Raw genomic sequence first — 23,111 nt, forward strand, 5'->3', positions numbered from 1 at the left:
GTGTTATGCGCCTACCCGCGCGATAGTCGCCCACTTCAAGCCGTTGCCGGTCCGCTTAATGTCGTGGCAACATCGACGAAATCCAATGCGCACGCCGATGTTAACGTTCACTACAGTGGAGGAACGATGCGGATCTCTCTGCGGTGGCTGGTCGCGGCGGCTCTGCTGACCGGCCTCGTGCTGGCCGCCCCGGCCGCGTCGGCCGCCACGATCGACACGAACGCCTGGTACGTGCTGGTCAACCGCAACAGCGGCAAAGCCCTCGACGTCTACAACCTGGCCACCAACGACGGCGCCCGGATCACCCAGTGGGCGCGCAACGACGGCAACCAGCAGCAATGGCAGTTCGTCGACTCCGGCGGCGGCAACTACCGGCTCAAGTCGCGACTGTCCGGCAAGGTCCTCGACGTCAGCAACAACTCGACGGCCGACGGCGCCGCGGTCGTGCAGTGGACCGACAACAACACGACCAACCAGCAGTTCAGCATCCAGGACATCGACGGCTACATCCAACTGATCAACCGCAACAGTGGCAAGGCCCTCGAAGTGCAGGGCGCCTCCACCGCCGACGGCGGCAACATCGTGCAGTACGCCGACTGGAACGGCGCCAACCAGCAGTGGCAGCTCGTTCCCATCGGCACGTCGACTCCCCCGGCCGGCGGCAGCTTCACCAATCCGGTGGTGTGGCAGGACTTCGCCGACGGGGACATCATCCGGGTCGGGGACGCGTACTACTACTCGGCCTCGACCATGCACTACTCGCCCGGTGCGCCCATTCTGCGGTCGTACGACCTGGTCAACTGGGAGTACGCGGGTCACTCGGTGCCGCGGCTCGACTTCGACTCCGGCGCGTACGACTTGAGCGGCGGCCGGGCGTACGTCAAGGGCATCTGGGCCTCGGCCTTCAACTACCGGCCCAGCAACAGCACCTACTACTGGCTCGGATGCACCGAGTTCAACCGCACCTACGTCTACACCTCGGCCGCCGTCGACAGCGGGTGGAACAAGAAGGCGCGGATCAACAAGTGCTACTACGACGCCGGCCTGCTCTTCGACGGCGACACTCCGTACGTCGCCTACGGCAACGGCACGATCAGCGTCGCCCAGCTCTCCGGCGATCTCAGCTCGGAGGTGCGGTCGCAGACGGTCTACACGACGCCGTCGAGCATCGGCACGCTCGAAGGATCGCGGATGTACAAGCGCGGCAACTACTACTACATCTGGCTCACCCGGCCCGCCAACGGCCAGTACGTGCTGCGCTCGACCAGCCCGTGGGGACCGTACGAGCAGCGCCAGGTCCTGCTGAACCTGCCCGGGCCGATCTCCGGCGGTGGCGTCCCGCACCAGGGTGGCCTGGTGCAGACGCAGAACGGCGACTGGTGGTACATGGCGTTCACCGACGCCTACCCGGGTGGCCGGATGCCCACGCTGGCCCCGATCACCTGGAGCGGCGACGGCTGGCCGGTGCTGACCACCGTGAACGGCCGGTGGGGAGCCACCTACCCGAAGCCGAACATCAGCACCACGAAGACCGTGCAGTCGATGATCGGCCCGGACACCTTCACTGCCGGCACGCTGTCGCCGCGCTGGGAGTGGAACCACAACCCGGACACGTCGAAGTTCAGCACCGGCAACGGACTGCGACTTTCGACCGCGACCGTCACCAACGACCTTTACAACGCCCGCAACACGCTGACGCACCGGATCCAGGGCCCCGCCTCGACGGCCACCATCCAGCTGAACTACGCGTCGATGGCCAACGGCGACCGGGCCGGGCTGGCCATGCTGCGCGACCAGTCGGCGTGGATCGGCATCCGCAAGGACAACGGCGCCACCCGCGTCTCGATGACCAACGGCCTGACCATGTCCACCAACGGCTGGGCCACCACCGGCACCGGCGCCGAGGCGGCCGGCGCCTCGGTCTCCGGCGGCACGATCTGGCTGCGGGTCACCGCCAACATCCAGCCCGGATCCGGTCGTACGGCGACGTTCTCCTACAGCACGAACGGCACGACGTTCACCACGCTCGGGCCGGCTTTCACGCTGAACAACGACTGGCAGTTCTTCATGGGCTACCGGTTCGGCCTCTTCAACTACGCGACGAGCGCCCTCGGCGGCTCGGTCACCGTGAACCGGTTCGACCTGACGGCGCCGTGATCCCTTTCCCCCACACCCCGAAGGAACCGTTGTGAGAAGATCCCGATGGCTGACCGCCATCACCGCCGCCGCGACCGTGGTCGCCGGTGGAGTGCTCGCCGTGGCCAACGCCCCCGCCGCGTCGGCCGCGACCATCGACACCAGCGCCTGGTACGTGCTGGTCAACCGCAACAGCGGTAAGGCCCTCGACGTCTACAACCTGGCCACCAACGACGGCGCGCGGATCACCCAGTGGACCCGCAACGACGGCAACCAGCAGCAGTGGCAGTTCGTCGACTCCGGCGGCGGCAACTACCGGCTCAAGTCGCGGCTGTCCGGGAAGGTCCTCGACGTCTACAACCTGTCGACGGCCGACGGCGCCGCGGTCGTGCAGTGGACCGACAACAACACGACCAACCAGCAGTTCAGCATCCAGGACATCGACGGCTACATCCAGCTGATCAACCGCAACAGCGGCAAGGCCCTCGAGGTGCAGGGCGCTTCCACCGCTGACGGCGGCAACATCGTGCAGTACGCCGACTGGAACGGCACCAACCAGCAATGGCAACTGGCCCGGGTCGGCGGCTCGAACCCGACCACGCCACCGCCGTCCGGGTCGTGCACGCTGCCCTCGTCGTACCGCTGGAGCTCGACCGGCGCCCTGGCCCAGCCACGGTCCGGGTGGGTCTCGCTCAAGGACTTCACGACCGTGCCCTACAACGGGCGGCAGCTCGTCTACGCGACCACGCACGACACGGGTTCGACGTGGGGCTCGATGAACTTCGGCCTCTTCACCAACTGGTCCGACATGGGCTCGGCGTCGCAGAACGCGATGTCGTCGGCCACCGTGGCGCCGACGCTGTTCTACTTCGCCCCGAAGAGCATCTGGGTGCTGGCCTACCAGTGGGGCGGCACCGCCTTCTCGTACCGCACCTCGAGTGACCCGACCAACCCCAACGGGTGGTCGTCGGCGCAGACGCTGTTCACCGGGAGCATCTCGGGCTCGGGCACCGGGCCGATCGACCAGACCCTGATCGCCGACGGCCAGAACATGTACCTGTTCTTCGCCGGCGACAACGGCAAGATCTACCGGGCCTCCATGCCGATCGGGAACTTCCCCGGCAACTTCGGATCCTCCTACACCACCATCATGAGCGACTCCACCAACAACCTGTTCGAAGCACCCCAGGTCTACAAGATCCAAGGCCAGAACCAGTACCTGATGATCGTCGAGGCCATCGGCAGCCAGGGCCGCTACTTCCGGTCCTTCACGGCCACCAGCCTCAACGGCTCCTGGACCCCGAACGCGGCCACCGAGAGCAACCCGTTCGCGGGCAAGGCCAACAGCGGCGCCACCTGGACCAACGACATCAGCCACGGTGAGCTGGTGCGGGTCAGCGCGGACCAGACCTTCACGGTCGACCCGTGCAACCTGCAGCTGCTCTACCAGGGTCGTTCCCCCAGCTCGGGCGGTGACTACGGCCTGCTGCCCTACCGGCCGGGCCTGCTCACCCGCCAGCGCTGACCACTGTTCCGCCCCGGCCGCCCTTCCCGGGCGGCCGGGGCGGAACGCCGCCTGCCCTTACCCGGTGGCCAGGGCGGGGCGAACGCGGAACGAGCTCGCGGCCCGGAAGTCGTCGGTGTCCTTGATGTAGCCGATGCCGAACTGCGTACCGGTCCACCGCAGGTAGAACTCCGGATAGTTGAACGACCGCAGGAAGACCGTGCCCGCCGCCGTCCCTGGAAGCGGGCAGTAGGTGGCGTCCTCGCGGAAGATCTGGCTGTAGTCGAACGGCGCCACATATCCGCGTAGCTCGTAGTGCCGCAGATAGCGCCCGTCGGCGTCGCGGAACGAGACGCACCTGGGGTCGGCCAGGCCGTTGACGGCGGTGAAGGTGGCCCGGCGGCGGCCTCCGGCGTCCACCTTGGCCACCACCACCGCGTCGGTGTTCTCGCCGCGGGTCAGATAGCCACCGCCGGCCCATTCGAGAGACAGCGGCCCGAGAGGCACGGTGGCGGCCGGGGCCGGCGGGCGGGAGGTGGTACGGCTCGGCGCCGGGGCCGGAGCCGAGGTGCGGAAGAACGCCGTGGAGGCGGTCGGGACCGGCGCGGCGATCGGGCCGGGGTCACGTCGATCGGGCTCGTCGGAGACGACCAGCGGGACGGTGACGGCCACGGCGGCGACACCGGCGACGATGCCGGCGATCACCTTGCCCGCAACCGTCGTCACACCCGTGGCCGCCGCGATCGAGGCGGCACCGGAGGCGATCGGGACAGTGCCGGCAACAATCGGCACGGCTCCGGCGGCGATCTGGGCGGCGACGGCATGGGAGAGACCGGCCGGCACCGCGACGGCCGCCGAGGTCGCCAGCAATCGGTCGGCCGGCAGCTGGCCGTCACCCGCCGCCGTGCAGGCGCGGCAGCCACGGACATGCCGGGCGATGCGCTTGCGCCACAGCGGACTCGGCCGTCCGTCCCAATCGGCGGTCACCGCGGCCAGCCCCGGGCAGGCGGGCCGGGCGGCGAGGGCCGCGACGACCGCCCGGGCCAGGTCCAGCTGCTCGCGGGTGCGCTGGATGCGTACCCCCGCGTGGGCGACGCTGATCCCGGCCGCCTCCGCGAGCTCGGCCCGGGTCAGCCGGCCGGCGACCTCCTGCCACCACAGCGCCAGCAGCCGGCGGTCGTCGGGGTCGAGCCAGCGCGTCGCCTCGGCGACCTGGCGGCGCTCCCGGCTGAGCCGGGTGCGCAGGGCCGTCACGTCCTCGATCTCGGCCTGCGGGTCGGCCTCGCCGGCGGCCTCGTCCAGCGGCCGGAACCGGCGATCGGCCGCGCGCCGCTGCTCCCGGTGGGTGCCCACCTGGCGGATGGCGATCACGGCCAGCCAGGCGCGGAAGCTGCCCGGGGCGCGCAGGCCGGGCAGCTCGCGCACGGCCCGCAGCATCGTGTCCTGCACGACGTCGTCGACGTCGGCGGGATCGTCCATCGCCGCGCCCACGAGGTCGTAGACCAGCGGGAGATGGTCGGCGATCAGCTGCTGAAGAGCACGGCCGTCACCGTTGCGGGCCGCGGTGACGAGCTCGGCCACGTTCGCACTCGTCAGATCCATAGCGACGACACCTTATGCCGTCCACAGAGGTAAAGGAACCGAGCAGAAAGTTGTTATCTGATCTCGATCACGAAAGTCGGACCTTCGAAACTTACGGCAAACTCGGATCATGTGGCCCGGACGAATCATGGTCGGCAACGCCGATTATCTGGGCAAACACCCTGGTAGAACGTTTCAAGCGGGTCGGCTCGCGGGGAAAAACTTCCGGGATACTTCCGGAAACTATTGTTTCAGCGGTGTTGCCCGTGCCAGCATGACCCCACATTGAGGTTCGTCGCTCTCGATCACCGACTCCCCCGCGCGGACGGCGTCCACCGGCCGTCTGCTGCGCGGTGCCCGACCGGCGCGACGCGACCCTCGAGAAGGGAGACCCCCGTGACCCCAAGTCCATCCGTCCCCACCCCCGTCCCCGGGCCGGGCCGGCGCCGGCCGGCGCGATTCCGCTTGCTGACCGGCGCCGCCATCGCCGCCGTCACCGCCGCCGGCGTGATGATGGTGATGCCGAACGCCAGCGCGGCGGAGAGCACGCTGGGCGCCGCCGCCGCGCAATCGGGCCGCTATTTCGGCACCGCGATCGCCGCGAGCCGGCTCAGCAACTCGACGTACAGCACCATCGCCGGGCGTGAGTTCAACATGATCACCGCCGAGAACGAGATGAAGCCGGACGCCACCGAGCCCCAGCGCGGTCAGTTCAACTTCAGCGCCGGCGACCAGATCTACAACTGGGCCACCCAGCGCGGTCTCAAGGTCCGCGGCCACACCCTGGCCTGGCATGCCCAGCAGCCGAGCTGGTGGGGCGGCCTCAGCGGCAGCAGCCTGCGCCAGGCCATGATCGACCACATCAACGGCGTGATGGCCCACTACAAGGGCAAACTCGCCGCCTGGGACGTCGTCAACGAGGCCTTCGAAGAAAACGGCAGCCGGCGCAACTCCAACCTGCAAGGCACCGGCAACGACTGGATCGAGGTCGCGTTCCGTACCGCCCGGGCCGCCGACCCGTCGGTCAAGCTGTGCTACAACGACTACAACATCGAGAACTGGACGTACGCGAAGACGCAGGGCGTCTACAACATGATCCGCGACTTCAAATCCCGCGGCGTCCCGATCGACTGCGTCGGCCTGCAGACCCACTTCACCGGTGGCAGCTCACTCCCGGGCAACTTCCAGACCACCCTGTCCAGCTTCGCCGCCCTCGGCGTGGACGTCGCGCTGACCGAGGTCGACGTCACCAACGCGTCGACGTCGCAGTACGCCGGGCTGACCCAGGCCTGCCTCAACGTGCCCCGCTGCATCGGCATCACGGTGTGGGGCGTCCGGGACAGCGATTCGTGGCGCTCCAGCGAGAGCCCGCTGCTGTTCGACGGCAACGGCAACAAGAAGGCCGCGTACACCTCGGTGCTGAATGCGCTCAACTCCGCCGGCCCGTCGAACCCGACCTCACCGCCGCCGACCACGCCCCCGACCACCACACCGCCGCCCTCGGGCAACGGGACGCGGATCCTGGGCGCCCAGTCGGGCCGCTGCATTGACGTGCCGGGCTCGTCGCAGACCAACGGCACCCGGGTTCAGCTCTACGACTGCAACGGGCAGAGCAACCAGACGTGGACGCTCACGTCGAGCAAGCAGCTGACCGTTTACGGCTCGAGGTGCCTGGACGCGGCCGGCTCCGGCAACGGCTCGGCCGTGCAGATCTACAGCTGCAACGGCCAAGCCAACCAGCAGTGGAACGTCAACTCCAACGGCACCATCACCGGCGTCCAGTCCGGACGCTGCCTGGACGTGTGGGGCACCGGCAACGGCCAGCAGGTCCAGCTCTACGACTGCAACGGCCAGGCCAACCAGCGGTTCGCCCTGAGCTGAGGCGGAGCAGGCACGGCGGCGGAAGGACTCTTCATGACGATTGCCAAGGCTGCCGTCCCGCTCGACGACGACGGCGGCACGGGGCTCCGGATGATCCGGAACCCCGTGCTGCCCGGGTTCCACCCCGACCCGTCGATCGTGCGGGTCGGTTCCGACTACTACATCGCCACCTCGACCTTCGAGTGGTACCCGGGCGTGCGGCTGCACCACTCGGCCGATCTCGTCCACTGGCAGCCGCTCGGGGGCGCGCTGACCGAACGGCGGCTGCTCGACCTCACCGGCGCCGCCGACTCGTGCGGCGTCTGGGCGCCCAACCTCACGTACGCCCATGGCCTGTTCCACCTGCTCTACAGCGACGTGGCGACCTTCGCCGGCGGTTACTGGGATCCGCAGAACTATCTGATCACCGCGCCGAGCATCACCGGCCCGTGGTCGGACCCGGTGATCCTGCACGGCCGCGGGTTCGACGCGTCGCTGTTCCACGACGAGGACGGCGCCACCTGGATGCTCTCCATGCGGGCCGACTGGCGGCCCGGCCGCGACCGCTTCGCCGGCATCGAGATCCAGCGGTACGACCGTGAGCGGCGCCGCCTGACCGGCCCGGCCCGGCTGATCTTCGAGGGCACCGGCGCCGGTCTCACCGAGGCGCCCAACGTCTACCGCCGGGACGGCTGGTACTACCTGGTCACCGCGGAGGGCGGCACCAGCTGGGACCATCAGGTCACCGTCGCCCGGTCCCGGCAGCTGTTCGGCGAGTACGAAGTGGATCCGGACGGGCCGCTGCTGACCTCGGCCGGGCGCCCGGAGCTGACCCTGCAGAAGGCCGGCCACGGCAGCCTCGTGGAGACCCCGGCCGGCGAGTGGTACATGGCCCACCTCGTCGCCCGGCCCTACACCCCGTACGGCCGCTGTGTCCTCGGCCGTGAGGCCGCCCTGCAGAAAGTGGAGTGGCCGGCCGGCGCCTGGCCCCGCATCCGCGACGGCGTGCCGGCCGAGCGGACCCCGGCCCCCACCGGCGCCGTCGTCCCGGTGCGGACGCCGTCCACCGAGCAGTCCGAGGACGACCACTTCGACGCCCCCGTGCTCGGCCCGAACTGGTCGACCCTGCGCCGCCCGGCCGCCCCGGACTGGATCGATCTCGTGAGCCGGCCCTCGTACCTGCGGATCCGCGGCGGGCAGTCGCCGATGGCCCGGCACCGCCCGAGCCTGGTGGCCCGCCGGGTGACGGCCCGGCGCTGCGTCTTCGAGGCGACCCTCGAGTTCGAGCCGGACAACACCCGCCAGCTGGCCGGCATCACCGCGTACTACAACACCCGCAACTGGTACTACCTCCACCTGACCGCGGACGACGCCGGCGCCCCGGTGCTCGACGTGCTGTGCTGCGACAGCGGCCGGGTCACCGTCGCGCCCGGGCTGTGGACGCCGCTCGGTGGCGCCCGGCGGGTCGGTCTGCGGGCCCGGCTGGACGGGCCGGACCTGAGCTTCGCCTACACGACCGCGCCCGGACCCGACGCCGACTGGCACGAGCTGCCCCGCACCTTCGACGCCACCACCCTGTCCGACGAGTACGCCGCCACCATCGTGCCCGGCGAGCCCGAGGCCTGGGGCTTCACCGGCGCCTTCGTCGGGCTCTGGGTGCAGGACCTGGGCGCCGAGGGCGCGCACGCCGACTTCGACCGGGCCACCTACCGCACCGAACCCGATATCTGAAAGGTGAAACCCTTGGCACCTAAGAAGATTCTCACCGTGGCGGCCGCGCTGGCGCTGAGCGCCTCCGGCCTGGCCGCCTGCAGCGGCGGCGACGACGGCGGCTCCGACTCCGGTGGCAACGTCACGATGACGCTCTGGCACAACTCCACGACCGGTCCCGGCAAGGCGTTCTGGGACAAGACGGCGGCCGACTTCCACACCGCCCACCCGACCGTCACGATCAAGATCCAGTCGATCCAGAACGAGGACCTGGACGGCAAGCTGCAGACCTCGCTCAACTCCGGCTCGGCGCCCGACCTCTTCCTGCAGCGCGGCGGCGGCAAGATGGCCGCGATGGTCGAGGCCGGGCAGCTCAAGGACATCACCGGCGACGTCACCGCCGAGACCAAGCAGGCGCTGGGCGACGCCGCCCTCGGCGCGGGGCAGGTCGATGGCAAGACGTACGCGGTGCCGGTCTCGATCCTTCCCGGCGGCTTCTGGTACAGCAAGAACTCCTTCTCCAAGGCCGGCATCACGGCCACCCCGACCAGCATGGAAGAGCTCGGCCAGGCGGCGGCCAAGCTCAAGGCCAACGGGACGCCGATCGCGCTCGGCGCCAAGGACGCCTGGCCGGCGGCCCACTGGTACTACTTCTTCGCCCTGCGCGCCTGCAGCAAGGCGTCGCTCGACGCCGCGGCCAAGGACAAGAACTTCGGCGACCCGTGCTGGACCAAGGCCGGTGAGGACCTCAAGGCCTTCGCCGACACCAAGCCCTTCAACGACGGCTTCCTGACCACCTCGGCCCAGCAGGGCGCGGGTAGCTCGGCCGGCCTGATCGCCAACGGCAAGGCGGGCATGGAGCTGATGGGCTCCTGGGACCCGGGCGTCATCGCCGGCTTGACGAAGGACAAGAAGCCGCCCCCGGACCTCGGCTTCTTCCCGTTCCCGGCGGTCGCCGGCGGCCAGGGCGACGCCAACGCGATCATGGGGGGCGCCGACGGCTACTCCTGCTCGGCGCAGGCGCCCAAGGAGTGCGCCGACTTCCTGAACTACCTGATCACCAAGCCGGTTCAGGAGGCCTACTACAAGGCGTTCAACTCGCTGCCGGTGAGCAAGGACGCTCAGGGCGCGGTCACCGAGGACTACCTCAAGGCGGTCCTCGAGGCCTACAACAAGGCCCCGTACGTGTCGCAGTGGCTCGACACGGTCTACGGCCAGAATGTGGGCAACGCCCTGAACATCGGGGTCGTGAACCTGCTCGCGGGCAAGGGGGACGTCCCCGGGATCATCAAGGCCGTGAACGACGCGGCCAAGAAGGGCTGAGCAGCGTGACGGTCACCGAGGTGCGGACCGGGGGTGGCGTGCAGACGCCGCCGCCGGTCCGGCCCCGCCGGCGCGGGATCGGCTGGGCCCAGCGGCTGGAGATCGTGGCCCTGTCCGGCCCGGCGATCGTGGTCTTCGTCGGCTTCGTCATCTTCCCGGTGATCATGGCCGGCTACTACGGCTTCTACCGGTGGAAGGGCTTCGGCAAGCCGACCAACTTCGTCGGGCTCGACAACTACATCACCATCCTGCAGGACAGCTCGTTCCACGAGGCGCTGTGGCACAACGGGCAGATCCTCGTGCTCTCGCTGGTCCTGCAGGGCCCGATCGCCATCGGCCTCGCCCTGCTGCTCAACCGCCGGATGCGCGGTCAGTCGGTCATCCGGGTGCTCATCTTCGTGCCGTACGTGATCTCCGAGGTGATCACCGGCACGGCCTGGGCCCTGATGCTGCAGACGAACGGCGCGGTCAACGACGTGCTGCGCTCGGCCGGCCTGGACGGGCTGGCCCAGGACTGGCTGGCCAACCCGAAGCTGGCCATCTGGACCCTGATGCTCGTCCTCACCTGGAAGTACGTCGGATTCGCGGTGATCCTGTTCCTGGCCGGCATGCAGAACATCCCCGACGAGCTGTCCGAGGCGGCCGCCGTCGACGGCGCCTCCTTCTGGCAGACCCAGCGGCACATCACCCTGCCGCTGCTCGGCCCGACCATCCGGATCTGGGCCTTCCTGTCGATCATCGGGTCGCTGCAGCTGTTCGACCTCGTCTACATCATCTGGGGCCAGTACGTCGCCTCGACTGCCGGCACGTCCACGATGGCGACGTACATGGTCACCGAGGGCCGCAACGCCGCCAACTACGGCTACGGCAACGCCGTGGCGGTCGTCCTGTTCGTCATCTCGATGGCTATCGCGCTCATCTATCAGCGTTTCGTTCTGCGCCGCGACACCGAGGGCGCCCTCACCGGAGGTCGGTAGGCATGGCCAGCTCCCGGCGCAATCCCTTCGTCTACGTCGTCGCCCTGATGTTCGTCGGCCTGATGCTCGGGCCGGTCATCTACATCATCGTCGGCGGCTTCCGGACCAACTCGCAGATCACCGTCGCCCCGGCCGGCCTGCCCGACCCGTGGGTGAGCGAGAACTACACCGACGTGCTGACCGGCAGCACCTTCTGGCGCCAGGTCGGCAACTCGACGATCGTGGCGGTCGTCACCACCGTCGCCGTCGTGGGGCTGGGCGTCATGGCCAGCTACGTCCTCGCCCGCTACCGGTTCCGCGGCCGCGGCGCGATGTACGCGCTGTTCGCCGCCGGCCTGATGTTCCCGGCCACGGTGGCCATCACGCCGCTCTACATCCTGATCAAGAACCTGGGCCTGGTGAACACCCTGCCCGGGGTCATCCTCCCGCAGATCGCCTTCGGGCTGCCCACCACGATCATCATCCTGGTCCCGTTCCTGCGGGCCATCCCCAAGGAGATCGAGGAGGCCGCGGCGATCGACCGGTGCAGCCGGCTCGGCTTCTTCTGGCGGATGGTGCTCCCGCTCTCGGTGCCCGGCCTGATCACCACCGGGATCCTGGCCTTCATCGGCAGCTGGAACAGCTACCTGCTGCCGCTGTTCATCCTCAACGACCAGGACACCTTCACGCTGCCGCTGGGCGTGCAGGCGTTCTCCTCGCAGTACTCGGTCGACACGGCCAAGGTGCTCGCCTTCACGTCCCTGTCGATGATCCCGGCGCTGGTCTTCTTCAGCCTCTTCGAACGCCGCATCGTCGGCGGCCTCACCGGCGCGGTGAAGGGTTGATTTGATAGGAATAGATGGATGAGAGCATTGGTGGTTCGCGGCGGATGGGAGGGACACCAGCCGGTCGCGGCCACGGAGCTGTTCCTGCCCTTCCTCCGGTCAAGTGGCTACGACGTCCGGGTCGAGGACTCGACGGCCGTCTACGCCGACGCTTCGGCGCTGGCCGAGACCGACCTGATCGTGCAGTGCGTGACCATGTCGTCGATCGAGCGCGACGAGGTGGCCGGGCTGCGGGCGGCGGTCGCGGCCGGCACCGGGTTCACCGGCTGGCACGGTGGCATCGCCGACTCGTTCCGGGCCTCGTCCGACTATCTGCAGCTGGTCGGCGGCCAGTTCGCGACCCATCCCAGCAAGGAGCCGGGCGCCTGCGCCGGCGACGAGACCGACAACTTCCTGCCCCACCGCATCGAGCTGACCGAGCTGGGACGCGAGCACCCGATCACGGCCGGTCTCGGCGACTTCGAGCTCACCACCGAGCAGTACTGGGTGCTGCACGACAGCCTCAACGACGTGCTCGCCACCACCACCCACCCGGTCCGGCCGTGGCATCCGTGGCGGCGCCCGATCGTCTCCCCCGCCATCTGGACCCGGCAGTGGGGCCAGGGCCGGGTCGTGGTCAGCACACCCGGGCACAGCCCCGAGGTCCTTCGGGACCCGAACGTGCGTACCGTCGTCGAGAGGGGAATGCTGTGGGCCAGCCGCACCGCGTCGGCATCGTAGGCGCCGGGTACATCTCCGGCGCGTACCTCTCGACCCTGCACGGCCATCCCGGGGTGACCATCGCCGCGGTGGCCGACCTCGACCTCGCGCGGGCCACGACGGTGGCCGCCGGCATCGACGGATGCCGGGCCCTGCCGGTCGAGCGGCTGCTGCGCGACGAGCGCGTCGACACGGTCCTCAACCTCACGACCCCCGAGGCCCACGCTTCGGTCGCGCTGGGTGCCATCGGTCACCGCAAGCAGGTGTACGGGGAGAAGCCGCTGGCCGCCGATCTGCCGGCCGCCCGCTCGGTGCTCGACCGGGCGGCCGACGCCGGCGTGGCGGTGGGCTGCGCCCCCGACACGGTGCTCGGCACCGGGGTCCAGACCGCCCGGGCGGCCGTCGACGCCGGGCTGATCGGCCGCCCGCTGTCCGCGGTGGCGGTGATGGCGACGCCCGGGCACGAGCGCTGGCACCCGAACCCCGACTTCTACTACCGGCCCGGCGGCGGCCCGCTGCTGGACATGGGGCCCTACTACCTGTCCGCCCTGGTCCACCTGCTCGGCCCGATCGCGTCGGTGACCGGCGCCGCCTCCCGCCTGCGCGACGTCCGGGTGATCGGCTCCGGCCCCCGCGCCGGCGAACGCGTCGAGGTCTCGGTCGACACCCACGTGACCGGCGTCCTGCACCACGCCGGCGGCGCCCTGTCGACCATCACGACCAGCTTCGACGCCGTCCGCACCACGGCCGCCCCGATCGAGGTCCACGGCGAGACCGGCACCCTGGCCGTGCCCGACCCCAACCACTTCGACGGCGACGTCCGCCTCTTCGAGCTCGGCGCCGCCGACTGGCGCCCGCTCGAGGCGTCGGCCGGCTACATCGGCGCGGCCCGCGGCATCGGCCTGCTCGACATGATCACCACCGGCACGCCCCGGGCCGGCGGCACCCTGGCCCTGCACATCCTCGACGCGATGACCTCCCTGCTCCGCTCGGCCGAGCAGGGCCGCCGCATCGACCTCAACACCACCGCCGAGCGCCCGGCCCCCGTGCCCCTGACTCCCCCGGAAAGCTGGTTCCCGCGCCGGGCCTGACGCTCAGGCCACCGTGACGGTGTCGCTCAGGTAGCGGTCGGTGCACGAGAACTCGCCGCTTTCGTCGTTGCCGCACCAGCTGAACTGGCTGGTGACGCTGACCGGGCCGGCGCGCAGGGACGGGGCGCCGGCCGCGCCGGTGAAGACCACCCTGGTGGTCTCCCAGTCGCCGGTGCACTCGTACTCGAAGCCGCCGTGGCCGAGAGCGACCAGGCCGTCGACCGCCTGGGCCACCGTGATGCCGGCCCCCGTGGCCTTGCTCGAGTCGCACCTCCAGACGGCGTTCAACGTCATGGTATCGGTGGCCGGGTCGACCGATTCACCGTAGAAGAAGAGCATCGGCACGCCCTCGGCGCTGATGGTGTTCCGCGGCGCCCCCTCCTTCAGGGTGACCGCGCCGTCCAGCGAGACCTCCCGGTTGCCGGCCGGCAGCATGAAGCCCGCGCTCAGCTGGTGGGTGGCCGGGCCCGGGACCACGGCGTAGCGGAAGGCGTACCAGGCACGCAGCGACACGTCCTGCGCACGGCCCGTGCAGTCGACGAGCTGGTTGCCGCCGGCGCCGGTCCGCCGGTCGCCGATCTCCTGCGAGATCTGCTCCCAGAGGCTGAAGCGGCCGGCCGCGACCCCGCAGTTGACGGTGTAGCGGAAGTCGACCGCGGCCCCGCCGGCCACGATGGTCGTCGAGACCAGCCGCACGCTCGGCGGCGGCGTCGTCGCCGCGCTCGCCGGCGAGGCGAAGACCAGAGCCGAAAGCACGAGCACGGCCGCGATAATGCGTCGCATGTGGAATCCTCCCCCGAAGAGACCACAGTCAACCAGACTCGACGATCGAGGGTGAACACGGATGAGTCCCGGGATCGCGGCGACGCGGACACGGATCGGCGGCCGGGAGGTCGCCGTCGCGGTCGTGGCCGCGATCCTCGGTGGGCTCAGCGGTCTCGCGCTCGGCTCCTGGCTGGCCTGGCGCGACGTGGACCCGATGGCCCCCGGCGCGGCGGCCGTGCTCCGGCTGGCGCCCACCGTGGTGCCCGGTCCCGTCGACAGCCGGGTGGAGTATTACGGGCGGAGCACCTTCTGGAACCCGTACAGCAACAACAGCCTGCACGGCGGCACCGGCGTCCGGGTCGGCCGGGCCGAGCTGACCGGGATGGTGCCGCCGGGCGCCGGCATCGAGCAGGCCGCCGCCGTCGTCGAACAGCGGATGCGCGAGCACGGCTGGCGCGACGTCGGGACCACGGTGCACCGGTACGATCCGGCGGTGGTCGCCGACGTGACCGGTGTCCGCGACGGCTACCTCGCCGCCGTGCAGATCACCTCGGCCGACGAGGCCAACCCGGCGACCCTCCGGCTCGACCTGATGTGGGCCGAGCCGCCCGGCCACGTGCGCGACACCGTCCTCGGCGGTCTGGCCGGCGCCCTGCTCGGCGCTCTGCTCGGATTCGTCACGTCGCAGCGGATGCGCCGCTACGGGCCGGGCCGGCAGCGGGCGTACGTCTGGCTCTGCGTGACCACGCTGCTGTTGCTCACCCCGGCCGGCCTGGGCAACATCCCCACCTCGACCGGTTCCCTGCTGGCCAACACCAACCGCAACGGCGCCGGCCCCTCGGTCTACTGGGGCGGCTTCGTCATCTGGGGCGCCGAGCCGCTGGCCCTGCTGTCGCCGCTCCCGATCCTGGCCATCCTCGCCCTCTGCTTTTGGCCCCGCCCACCCGCCGAGGCCCGGCCGGTCAGCTGAACAGGGCGGAGTACGCGTTCAGGGCCGGCTGGCCGCCCAGGTGGGCGTAGAGGACGGTGGCGTCGGCCGGGATCTCCTTGCGGGAGATGAGGTCGATGGCCGCGGCCAGGCTCTTGCCCTCGTAGACGGGGTCGGTGACCATGCCCTCGGTGCGGGCGCCGAGTTTCATCGCCTCGACCGTCGCCTCGTCGGCGATGCCGTACGTGCCGGCGTGGTAGCGGTCGTCGAGCAGGATCTCCTCGTCGGTCAGCTCGCGCTCGACGCCGATCAGGGCGGCGGTGGCGCGGGCGATCCGGGCGACCTGGTCGCGGGTCTCGGCCGGCTTGGCCGAGCCGTCGATGCCGAGGACCCGGCGGGGCCGGTCGTCGCCGAGCGCGGCGAACCCGGCGATCATGCCGGCCTGGGTGCTGCCGGTCACCGAGCAGACCAGGATGGTGTCGAAGAAGACGCCGAGTTCGGTCTCCTGCCGGGCGACCTCGGCCGCCCAGCCGGCGAACCCGAGCCCGCCCAGCCGGTGATCGGAGGCGCCGGCCGGGATCGCGTACGGCTTGCCGCCCGCCGCCTCGACCTCGGCCAGAGCCTGATCCCAGCTTTCCTTGAAGCCGATGCCGAAGCCGGCCTTGACCAGGCGCACGTCGGCCCCGGCGAGCCGGCTGATCAGGATGTTGCCGACCTTGTCGTAGACGCTGTCCGGCCAGTCGACCCAGCTCTCCTGGACCAGGACGCACTTCAGCCCGGCGTACGCGGCGACGGCCGCCACCTGCCGCGTGTGGTTGGACTGGACGCCGCCGATCGAGACCAGCGTGTCGCAGCCCTGCGCGAGGGCGTCGGCGACCAGGTATTCGAGTTTGCGGGTCTTGTTGCCGCCGTAGGCGATGCCGGAGTTGCAGTCCTCGCGCTTGGCCCAGAGCGCGGCCCCGCCCAGGTGGCGGGTGAGCCGGTCGAGCCGGTGCACGGGTGAGGGGCCGAACAGCAGCGGATAGCGGTCGAAGTCACTCAGCGGCACGGTTGTCTCCCTGGTGGATGTGACCCCAGATGACGCGGTTGACTTCCCGCGCGCGTGCGCTGTCCTGCTCGGACAGGGCGGCGATCAGCTCGTCGTGCTGGCGCACGGACCTCTCCCCGTGCGGGGACGCCCAGAGCAGGCGCTCGGCGCGGCGGATCATCGGGGTGAAGCGTTCGATGGTCATGGCCGCGGCGGCGTTGCCGCAGGCGAGCACGGGCACGGCGTGCAGGGCGTCGTCGGCCTCGAGGGCCGCGTCGAGATCCCCGGCCCGGACCGCCGTCGCGAAACGCTCGCCGGCTTCCCGCATCCGGTCGAGCTGCTCGGCCGAGAGCGTGACCGAGTCGAGGGCGAGGTCGTGCATCGCCCCCACGACCGCGGCCGCGTCCCGGACGTCCTGCTCGACCAGCGGCGTCACCCGGGTGAAGCTCTGCGGTTTGCTCTCGACCAGCCCCTCGGTGGTCAGCCGCCCGATGGCGTCGCGGATCGGCGCCCGGGACAGCCCCAGCCGCTCGGCGATGTCGTCGCTGCGCAGGATCAGCCCCGGCGGCAGCGTGCCGTCCACGATCGCCGACCGCAGCCGCTCGTACGCCGCATCGCGCAGAAGATTGCGCCCCACTCGCTCCACAACTGAAATGTTAGATGTCAGCTAGCACGATGACAAGCGGCGCCTCGTCAGATGCGGAAGGTGGAGACCAGACCGCTCAGCTCGGTCGACATGCGGGCCAGCTCGGCGGTGGCCTGCTGCGTCTCCGCCACCCCCTGGCTGGTCATCCGGGCCGCCTCGGCCACGCCGGTGATGTTCTGGGCGATCTCGTTGGTGCCGCCGGAGGCCTCGGCCACGCTGCGGTTCATCTCGGCCGTGGTCGCGGTCTGCTCCTCCACCGCCGACGCGATCGTGGTCTGGAACTCGCTGATCCGCTCGATCACGATCGAGATCTCCTCGATCGCGGCCACCGCGCCGCCGGTGTCGGCCTGGATCGTCTCCACCCGCCGGGAGATGTCCTCGGTGGCCCGGGCGGTCTCCTGCGCCAGGTCCTTGACCTCGCTGGCCACCACGGCGAAGCCCTTGCCCATCTCCCCGGCCCGGGCCGCCTCGATCGTCGCGTTCAGCGCGAGCAGGTTGGTCTGCTCGGCGATGGCGGTGATCGTCTTGATCACGTTGCCGATCTCGGCCGACGACTCCCCCAGCTTGTTCATGATGGCCGACGTCGAGGCCGTGACCGTGACCGCCTCGGACGCCACCCGGGCCGCCTCGGCCGCGTTCTGCGAGATCTCCCGGATCGACGCGCCCATCTCCTCGCTGCCGGCCGAGACCGTCTCCACGCTGCGCGACACCTCCTCGGCCGCGGCCGAGACCGCCTGGGCCTGGGCCGAGGCCTGCTCGGCCGACGCCGCGATCTGGGCCGAGGTGCCGGTCATCTGCTCCGACGCCCCGGCCAGCGAGGCGGCGGAACCCTCGATCGTCGCGATGGTGGCGCGCAGGCGGGCCATCGCGGCGTCCAGCGAACGCCCCATCTTGCCGGGCTCGTCCCGGGTCTGCAGACCGGTCTCGCGGGTCAGATCCCCCTCGGCGAGACCGTCACAGACGTACGTGACCCGCGACAGCGACTGCACGATCTTGCGGGCGACCAGAAAGCCGAGCAGGAGAGCGAGCACCAGCCCGATGACCAGGGTGACGATCGAGGTGGTACGGCCGGACTCGTACCCCGACCGGGCGCTGGCGGCGTTCTTCGCCGCGTCGGCCGTCTCGATCCCGTCCAGCGTGGTGAGCTGGTCGTAGATCGAGTTCAGGACCGGGATCGTCTCGTTCTTGCGGACGGAGATCCAGGTCTTCAGGTCCTTGCTGGTGCCGGCCGGAAGCAGCTTGGTGGTGACCAGGCCCGTGTAGGTGTCCCAGGTCGTCTCCAGCTTGTCGATCGCATCGGCGCCCGCAGCCGGCGTGCTGGCGCGGTAGGCCGCGAGCGCCTTCTCCGCGTTCGCGATGTCGGTCTTGACGTCGTTGGTGAACTGCTGGGTCGTCTCCGGGGTCAGCGACAGCGCCTGGTTGGCGACGTCGGACCGGGTCTTGGTCATGATGAACTTGATGTCGCCGATCGCCTTGATGCCGGTGACGTTGCTGCGATAGATCAGCTGGGCCGAGTCGCTCGCGTTGCCGAGCGAGACCAGGCCGACGATGCCCACGATCAGCGCGACCACCGCCGCCGTGGCCACCGACGCGATCACCTTCACACTGACGCTCAGATCGGCGAAGGAGGACCGGCGGCGCGCTGCGCCGGCCGGCGCGCCGTACCCGGCGGAAAGGGTCATCGAGGTCATAGCCGTCCTCTTCCGGGCGAAATCCTGGCGGGAAGCGTCCACCGATCTCACTATGCGAGTGCCCGGGCCCCGTATCGGTCACATCCGGAAAATTCCTCACAATATGGCCGCGCTACCGGGAGGCCCGCCGTCAGGAAAGCTCGGCCAGGGCCTTCGCCAGTTGGTGCCGCTTACTGATGCCCAGCCGCGGAAAGATGCGGTACAGGTAGGACGAGACGGTGCGGGGCGACAGCTGAAGCCGCTCCGCGATCTCGCGGTTGCTCGCACCCCGCGCGGCCATCGTCGCGATCGCCCGCTCGCGGGCGTTGAGCACGGCGCCGATCCCCGCCACCGGCCGGGCCTGACGTTCGCCGGTGGCCCGGAGCTGCCGGTCGGCGGCCTCCGCCCACGGCCGGGCGCCCATCCGCTCGAAGGCCTCGCGCGCCGCGCGGAGCGGTTCGCGGGAGTCCAGGTACCGTCGCCCGCGGTGCAGCCATCGGCCGTGGTGCAGATGCAGCCGCGCCCGGGCGAGCGCCGCGGTCGGTGGCAACGCCGCCAGCGCCTCGGCGTACCGGTCGTCGTCCCCGTCGAGGACGGCGCCGGCGTACACCCGCGCGATGACCATCTGCTCGGACGGCAGCCGCCGGGCCAGATCCGGCAGATCGGCCAGCAGACGGCGGGCCGCGTCGGTGGTGCCGGCGGCCACGGCGGCGTCGACCAGATCCGGCACGCCGCGCCACTTGCTCATCGGGTAGGGACCGCTCCGGGTGAACAGCGAGGAGAGCATCTCGTAGGCCTCGGCCGCCCGGCCGTCGAGCAGCGCCAGCAGTCCGGTGGCCTGCCGTTCGAGCTCGGCCGCGAGCGGCAGCGTGCCGATCGAAGGGTCCGAGCGCAGCTCCCGCAGCAGCCGCGCGGCCGTGTCGTGATCGCCCCGCATCGTGGCCACCAGCGCCGCGACGCCGGTCAGGCCGAGCCAGATGTTCGTCTCTCCCGCCTGCCGGGCCAGCTCACGACCCTCGGTGGCCTCCTCCGCGGCCCGCCCGAGCTGGCCCAGGTAGACCCGCGGCCACGCACCGACCAGGGACCGCGCGAGCAGACCCAGCCGTCCCTGCGCCCGCCATCCGTCCGCGGCACGCGCGAAATAGCCGGCGCACAGCGTGTTCTCGCCGAGGGCCAGAGCGCTGCTGCCCAGCAAGTGCAGGGCCTCCGCGTCCACCGGGCCGGAGGCGGCCGCCAGCGCGGCGAGCACCCGCGCGCCCCGGTCGAACGGATCGGCATGCGTCACGACCGCGAGGGCGACCGGGGAAGCCGGGTCGATCCGCCATCGGTCCAGCTCGGCGGTCACGGCGCGGCGGGCCTCCTCGGGCGGGCTCTGGGTGCTGCATCTCATCGCGGCCCGCCACAACAGCCTCTCGGCCACCTCGACAGCGCCCTCGTCGCGGGCCCGGCCGGCGGCGGCGACCATGTCGCCGACGCGCTCTGGCACCTCGCTCAGCTCGACCGCTGCCCCGTCCGAGACGACGAGCAGCCGTCCCCGGTCGACCGGCCCGGCCGCTCCCAGGTCGGCCCGGCCGAGCAGGCGCCGGGCCTGGTCGTGCTCGCTCAGCTGCCCGGCCAGCTCGACCGCCCGGATGAGCAGGCCGGTGCTCCGCCGCCGGTCCGCCGTCAGAGCCGCGGCCCGGCGCAGCGCCGTCAGGGCGGTAGCCACCTCGCCGTCGGCCAGGACGTCGTCGGCCAGGCTCACCAGCCGTCCGGCCAGACCGTCGTGGGGCTCGATGGTGCCCGCCGCCTCGTGCAGCAGAGATCGCCGGGGGTCGTCGCGCAGCGCCACGGCCATGGCCCGGTGGGCTCTCAGTTGATCGGGGAGTCCAGCCCGGCGGTAGGTGGCCGGGCGGCTCAACGGATGCCGGAAGGCCGGCCGGAGACCGGTCAGGACGATCAGACCGTCGTCGATCGCCTCCTGCACCTCCGCCGCCGTCACCTCGGTCCCGGCCAGCTCGGTGGCGACCTCGAGCAGCTTCGGCAAGGAGGCTTCCGGCTCGGCCGCCAGGGCCAGCAGGAAGAGGCGGCACCCGCGCGAACACGTCCCGGGGTGGGCGCTGAACGCCGTCTCCAGCCGGGGGGTCAGGGGCAGCGGGTCGCCGTCGTCCGCCGCCTGGGTGACCGCCTCGGCCAGCTCGGTCAGCGCGAGCGGGTTGCCCACGGCCTCGGCCAGGACGAGGTCACGCAGATCGGCCGGCAGACCGGGCGACCGGCTGTCGAGCAGCGCCGCCGCGGCCCCGGGGCCGAGCGGCGCCAGCAGCAGGCCGGCGCCGAAGGACGCGTAGTCCTCGGGATCGCCGGTCCGGGCGGTTCCCACCACCAGCAAGGCGGCGCCCCGGGCCCGCCGCGCCACGAAGCCGAGGACCGCGAGGCTCTCCCGGTCCACCCACTGCAAGTCGTCGACCACCACCACGACCGGTGCTCGCCGGGCGATTCCGGTGAGCAGGCCGAGCACGGTCGGCGCCAGGCGGTGCACGCCGGTCGCGGCGTCCGCCTCCGCCCCCGGCACGACAAGGTCGTCGCCCAGCGGGCGCATCAGAAGATGCAGTGCGGCGAAGGGAAACCAGCGTTCCGCCTCGACCCCGGAGGTGGTCAGGACGGTGCACCCGCGATCCGCGGCCTCGGCCTCCACCCACCGGGCGAGGGTGGACCGCCCCGTCCCGGCGGGGCCGTGCAGCAGAAGAGACGATCCCCGCCCGGCGACGGCGTCGTCCAGCGCCCGGGCCAGTGCCGAGAGCTCGGCCGGCCGGCCGGCGATCTCGTCGGAGGTGACCCTCATGCTGCGGAATGATACGAGTCTCAGGAGCGGGCGGCCGCGGTGACCACCACGTTGTCGCGGTAGTGGCGGGTCTTGGGGTCGAACGGGCCGCCGCAGGTGATCAGGGTGAGGCGGGGGGCGCCGTCCCGGGCGAAGTACTTCTCCAGCGGTACGGCCGTCTTGCGGTAGCGCTCGCGGGCGATCACCTCGAACGCCCGCTCGCGACCGTCCGGCCCGGTGAGCGTCACGGTGTCACCGGCGTCGAGACGGCCGAGGTGGAAGAACGCGCCCTCGCCCTCGGCGGCGCTGTCCACGTGCCCGGCGACGACGATCGAGCCGGCCGTCGCGGCGAAGCCGGGCCCGTACCGGTACCAGCCGACCTCATCGACGCTGGGCGGGACGGCGAAGTCGCCGGTGGCCTCGTCGATGCCGACCGCGTCGACGGCCGCGTCGAGCTCGAGGGCCGGGATACGCAGGCGGGTGGGCCCGTCGGCGGTGGCGCGCGGCAGCGCACCGTCCTGGATGGGCACGCGCGGCGCGGGGGCCGTCGAGGCCAGGGCGGTGACCGCCGGGGCGCCGAAGTCGCCGTCCGGCCGGGACTGGCAGGCGACCACGCCGGCCGTGACCGTCAGGGCCACCCCGGCCAGGGTGAGGGACAGGGCACGCCCCGGACCGGTCCGGGGCGTGCCGCGATGCGATCTCATCGACGTCCGGTGGCCAGCCGGGTGAGCCCGAAGGCGGCCAGCAGGATGCCCACGGCGCCGGCGCCGTACCAGGGCAGGGAGCCGTTGCCGTCGGCGCGGCCGCCGTCACCGCTGGGCACACCGCCCGGCGCCGAGTGCAGGCCGGTGATGGACTGCGACACGATGCCGAGGGTCTTGTCCTCGGCCGAGCCGATCGCGTAGACGATGGTCGCGGTGCCCTCCTTCAGGTCGAGGTCGGCCGGGCCGAGCACGCGGGTCTGCGTGCCGGCCAGCACCACGTCGGCCGAGACGCTGCCGGCGGCCAGATCGGCCTTGCCTTCCTTGCCGTTGGTCACGTCCTCGAAGACCGGCTTGCCGCCGGCCCGGATGTCGACGGCGGGCGCGGCCGCGGTGTGCCGCACGATCAGCCGGGCCTGGCCGGCGGCCAGCTTGGCGGTGTCGTTGACGAACGGCGTCAGCGTCGGCTTGCCGTCCGCGCTCAGGTGGGCGACCAGGCTGATGTTGGCGCCGCCGGGCACCTCGGCGTCGTCCACCTTGAGCAGGGCGCTGCCGATGGCGTCGCCGGGCTTGGTGAGTGCGATGTCGTACTGCCCAGCGGGTAGGCTGAGCGGGCCGGCGACCTTACCGGGCTGGAAGTTCGGGATGGTCTTCTCGCCGTTGACGTAAACGTCGACCGGCTGGCCGGGGATGCCGTGCACGACCGACACCTGAGAGTTGGCCTTGGCGTACGCGGGCGTCATGCCGAGCGCCGCGGTGCCGCCGAGGGCGAGCATGGTCACCGCGCCGATGGTGGCCGCGCGGCGGAAGGACAGAGTGCGCATCTGAGCTCCTTCAGGTGTTCGTCGATGATTCGTACGACCGGTCCT

General features: G+C 71.1%; 18 protein-coding genes. 10 read left to right on the forward strand and 8 right to left on the reverse strand.

Annotated features, from left to right (window positions below):
- The first annotated feature begins 126 nt into the window (after positions 1–126).
- Positions 127–2,157 (forward strand): RICIN domain-containing protein, encoded by a 2,031-nt coding sequence (locus AB0J66_RS29570; RefSeq protein WP_364667342.1) that lies wholly within the window; start codon positions 127–129, stop codon positions 2,155–2,157.
- Positions 2,158–2,188: 31 nt separating this feature from the next.
- Positions 2,189–3,661, forward strand: a complete 1,473-nt coding sequence (locus tag AB0J66_RS29575) for a non-reducing end alpha-L-arabinofuranosidase family hydrolase (RefSeq protein WP_364667345.1) — start codon at positions 2,189–2,191, stop codon at positions 3,659–3,661.
- A gap of 57 nt (positions 3,662–3,718) precedes the next feature.
- On the opposite strand, the gene AB0J66_RS29580 is transcribed toward AB0J66_RS29575, so the two are convergent.
- A complete protein-coding gene (locus tag AB0J66_RS29580; RefSeq protein WP_364667347.1) occupies positions 3,719–5,242 on the reverse strand; it encodes a sigma-70 family RNA polymerase sigma factor in 1,524 nt (507 codons plus the stop codon).
- Positions 5,243–5,731: 489 nt separating this feature from the next.
- On the opposite strand from AB0J66_RS29580, the gene AB0J66_RS29585 reads away from it, so the two are divergent.
- Genes AB0J66_RS29585 through AB0J66_RS29615 form a run of 7 tightly spaced genes read left to right on the forward strand, consistent with a single transcriptional unit; the run spans position 5,732 to position 13,705 of the window.
- On the forward strand, positions 5,732–7,102 hold the full coding sequence (locus tag AB0J66_RS29585) for an endo-1,4-beta-xylanase (RefSeq protein WP_364667721.1): 1,371 nt from the start codon (positions 5,732–5,734) through the stop codon (positions 7,100–7,102).
- Positions 7,103–7,135: 33 nt separating this feature from the next.
- On the forward strand, positions 7,136–8,812 hold the full coding sequence (locus AB0J66_RS29590; RefSeq protein ID WP_364667350.1) for a glycoside hydrolase family 43 protein: 1,677 nt from the start codon (positions 7,136–7,138) through the stop codon (positions 8,810–8,812).
- Between the two features lie 3 nt (positions 8,813–8,815).
- The gene (locus tag AB0J66_RS29595; RefSeq protein ID WP_364667353.1) at positions 8,816–10,114 is read left to right on the forward strand and encodes an extracellular solute-binding protein; all 1,299 of its coding nucleotides are present in this window, start codon (positions 8,816–8,818) and stop codon (positions 10,112–10,114) included.
- 5 nt (positions 10,115–10,119) lie between these two features.
- Complete coding sequence (locus AB0J66_RS29600; protein ID WP_364667355.1) at positions 10,120–11,091, forward strand: sugar ABC transporter permease; 972 nt, start codon at positions 10,120–10,122, stop codon at positions 11,089–11,091.
- 2 nt (positions 11,092–11,093) lie between these two features.
- Complete coding sequence (locus AB0J66_RS29605; RefSeq protein ID WP_364667358.1) at positions 11,094–11,915, forward strand: carbohydrate ABC transporter permease; 822 nt, start codon at positions 11,094–11,096, stop codon at positions 11,913–11,915.
- An 18-nt stretch (positions 11,916–11,933) separates the two neighbouring features.
- Entirely contained in the window at positions 11,934–12,635 is a 702-nt protein-coding gene (locus AB0J66_RS29610) for a ThuA domain-containing protein (protein ID WP_364667361.1), read from the forward strand.
- Complete coding sequence (locus AB0J66_RS29615) at positions 12,605–13,705, forward strand: Gfo/Idh/MocA family oxidoreductase (RefSeq protein ID WP_364667363.1); 1,101 nt, start codon at positions 12,605–12,607, stop codon at positions 13,703–13,705. The genes AB0J66_RS29610 and AB0J66_RS29615 overlap by 31 nt, the downstream gene beginning before the upstream one ends.
- Positions 13,706–13,708: 3 nt before the next feature.
- Here AB0J66_RS29615 and AB0J66_RS29620 read toward each other — a convergent pair whose 3' ends face one another.
- Positions 13,709–14,488, reverse strand: a complete 780-nt coding sequence (locus AB0J66_RS29620) for a hypothetical protein (protein WP_364667366.1) — start codon at positions 14,486–14,488, stop codon at positions 13,709–13,711.
- 61 nt (positions 14,489–14,549) lie between these two features.
- On the opposite strand from AB0J66_RS29620, the gene AB0J66_RS29625 reads away from it, so the two are divergent.
- Positions 14,550–15,440, forward strand: coding sequence for a hypothetical protein (locus AB0J66_RS29625; RefSeq protein ID WP_364667368.1), 891 nt, complete (start codon positions 14,550–14,552; stop codon positions 15,438–15,440).
- Here AB0J66_RS29625 and AB0J66_RS29630 read toward each other — a convergent pair.
- The 6 genes from AB0J66_RS29630 to AB0J66_RS29655 form a co-directional block, all read right to left on the reverse strand.
- Positions 15,433–16,446, reverse strand: coding sequence for a 1-aminocyclopropane-1-carboxylate deaminase (locus AB0J66_RS29630; RefSeq protein ID WP_364667370.1), 1,014 nt, complete (start codon positions 16,444–16,446; stop codon positions 15,433–15,435). The genes AB0J66_RS29625 and AB0J66_RS29630 overlap by 8 nt on opposite strands.
- Positions 16,433–17,071: a GntR family transcriptional regulator gene (locus tag AB0J66_RS29635; protein WP_364667373.1), complete on the reverse strand. Its 639-nt coding sequence runs from the start codon at positions 17,069–17,071 to the stop codon at positions 16,433–16,435. Before AB0J66_RS29635 ends, AB0J66_RS29630 begins: the two co-directional genes overlap by 14 nt.
- 47 nt (positions 17,072–17,118) lie before the next feature.
- Positions 17,119–18,753: a methyl-accepting chemotaxis protein gene (locus AB0J66_RS29640; RefSeq protein WP_364667724.1), complete on the reverse strand. Its 1,635-nt coding sequence runs from the start codon at positions 18,751–18,753 to the stop codon at positions 17,119–17,121.
- Positions 18,754–18,892: 139 nt separating this feature from the next.
- Positions 18,893–21,562, reverse strand: a complete 2,670-nt coding sequence (locus tag AB0J66_RS29645) for an AAA family ATPase (RefSeq protein ID WP_364667376.1) — start codon at positions 21,560–21,562, stop codon at positions 18,893–18,895.
- A 20-nt stretch (positions 21,563–21,582) separates the two neighbouring features.
- Positions 21,583–22,245: a class F sortase gene (locus tag AB0J66_RS29650; RefSeq protein WP_364667379.1), complete on the reverse strand. Its 663-nt coding sequence runs from the start codon at positions 22,243–22,245 to the stop codon at positions 21,583–21,585.
- Positions 22,242–23,066 (reverse strand): DUF4397 domain-containing protein, encoded by an 825-nt coding sequence (locus AB0J66_RS29655; RefSeq protein ID WP_364667381.1) that lies wholly within the window; start codon positions 23,064–23,066, stop codon positions 22,242–22,244. The genes AB0J66_RS29650 and AB0J66_RS29655 overlap by 4 nt, the downstream gene beginning before the upstream one ends.
- Between the last annotated feature and the right edge of the window lie 45 nt (positions 23,067–23,111).

Source organism: Actinoplanes sp. NPDC049598 (genome assembly GCF_040675435.1).
GTDB lineage: Bacteria > Actinomycetota > Actinomycetes > Mycobacteriales > Micromonosporaceae > Actinoplanes.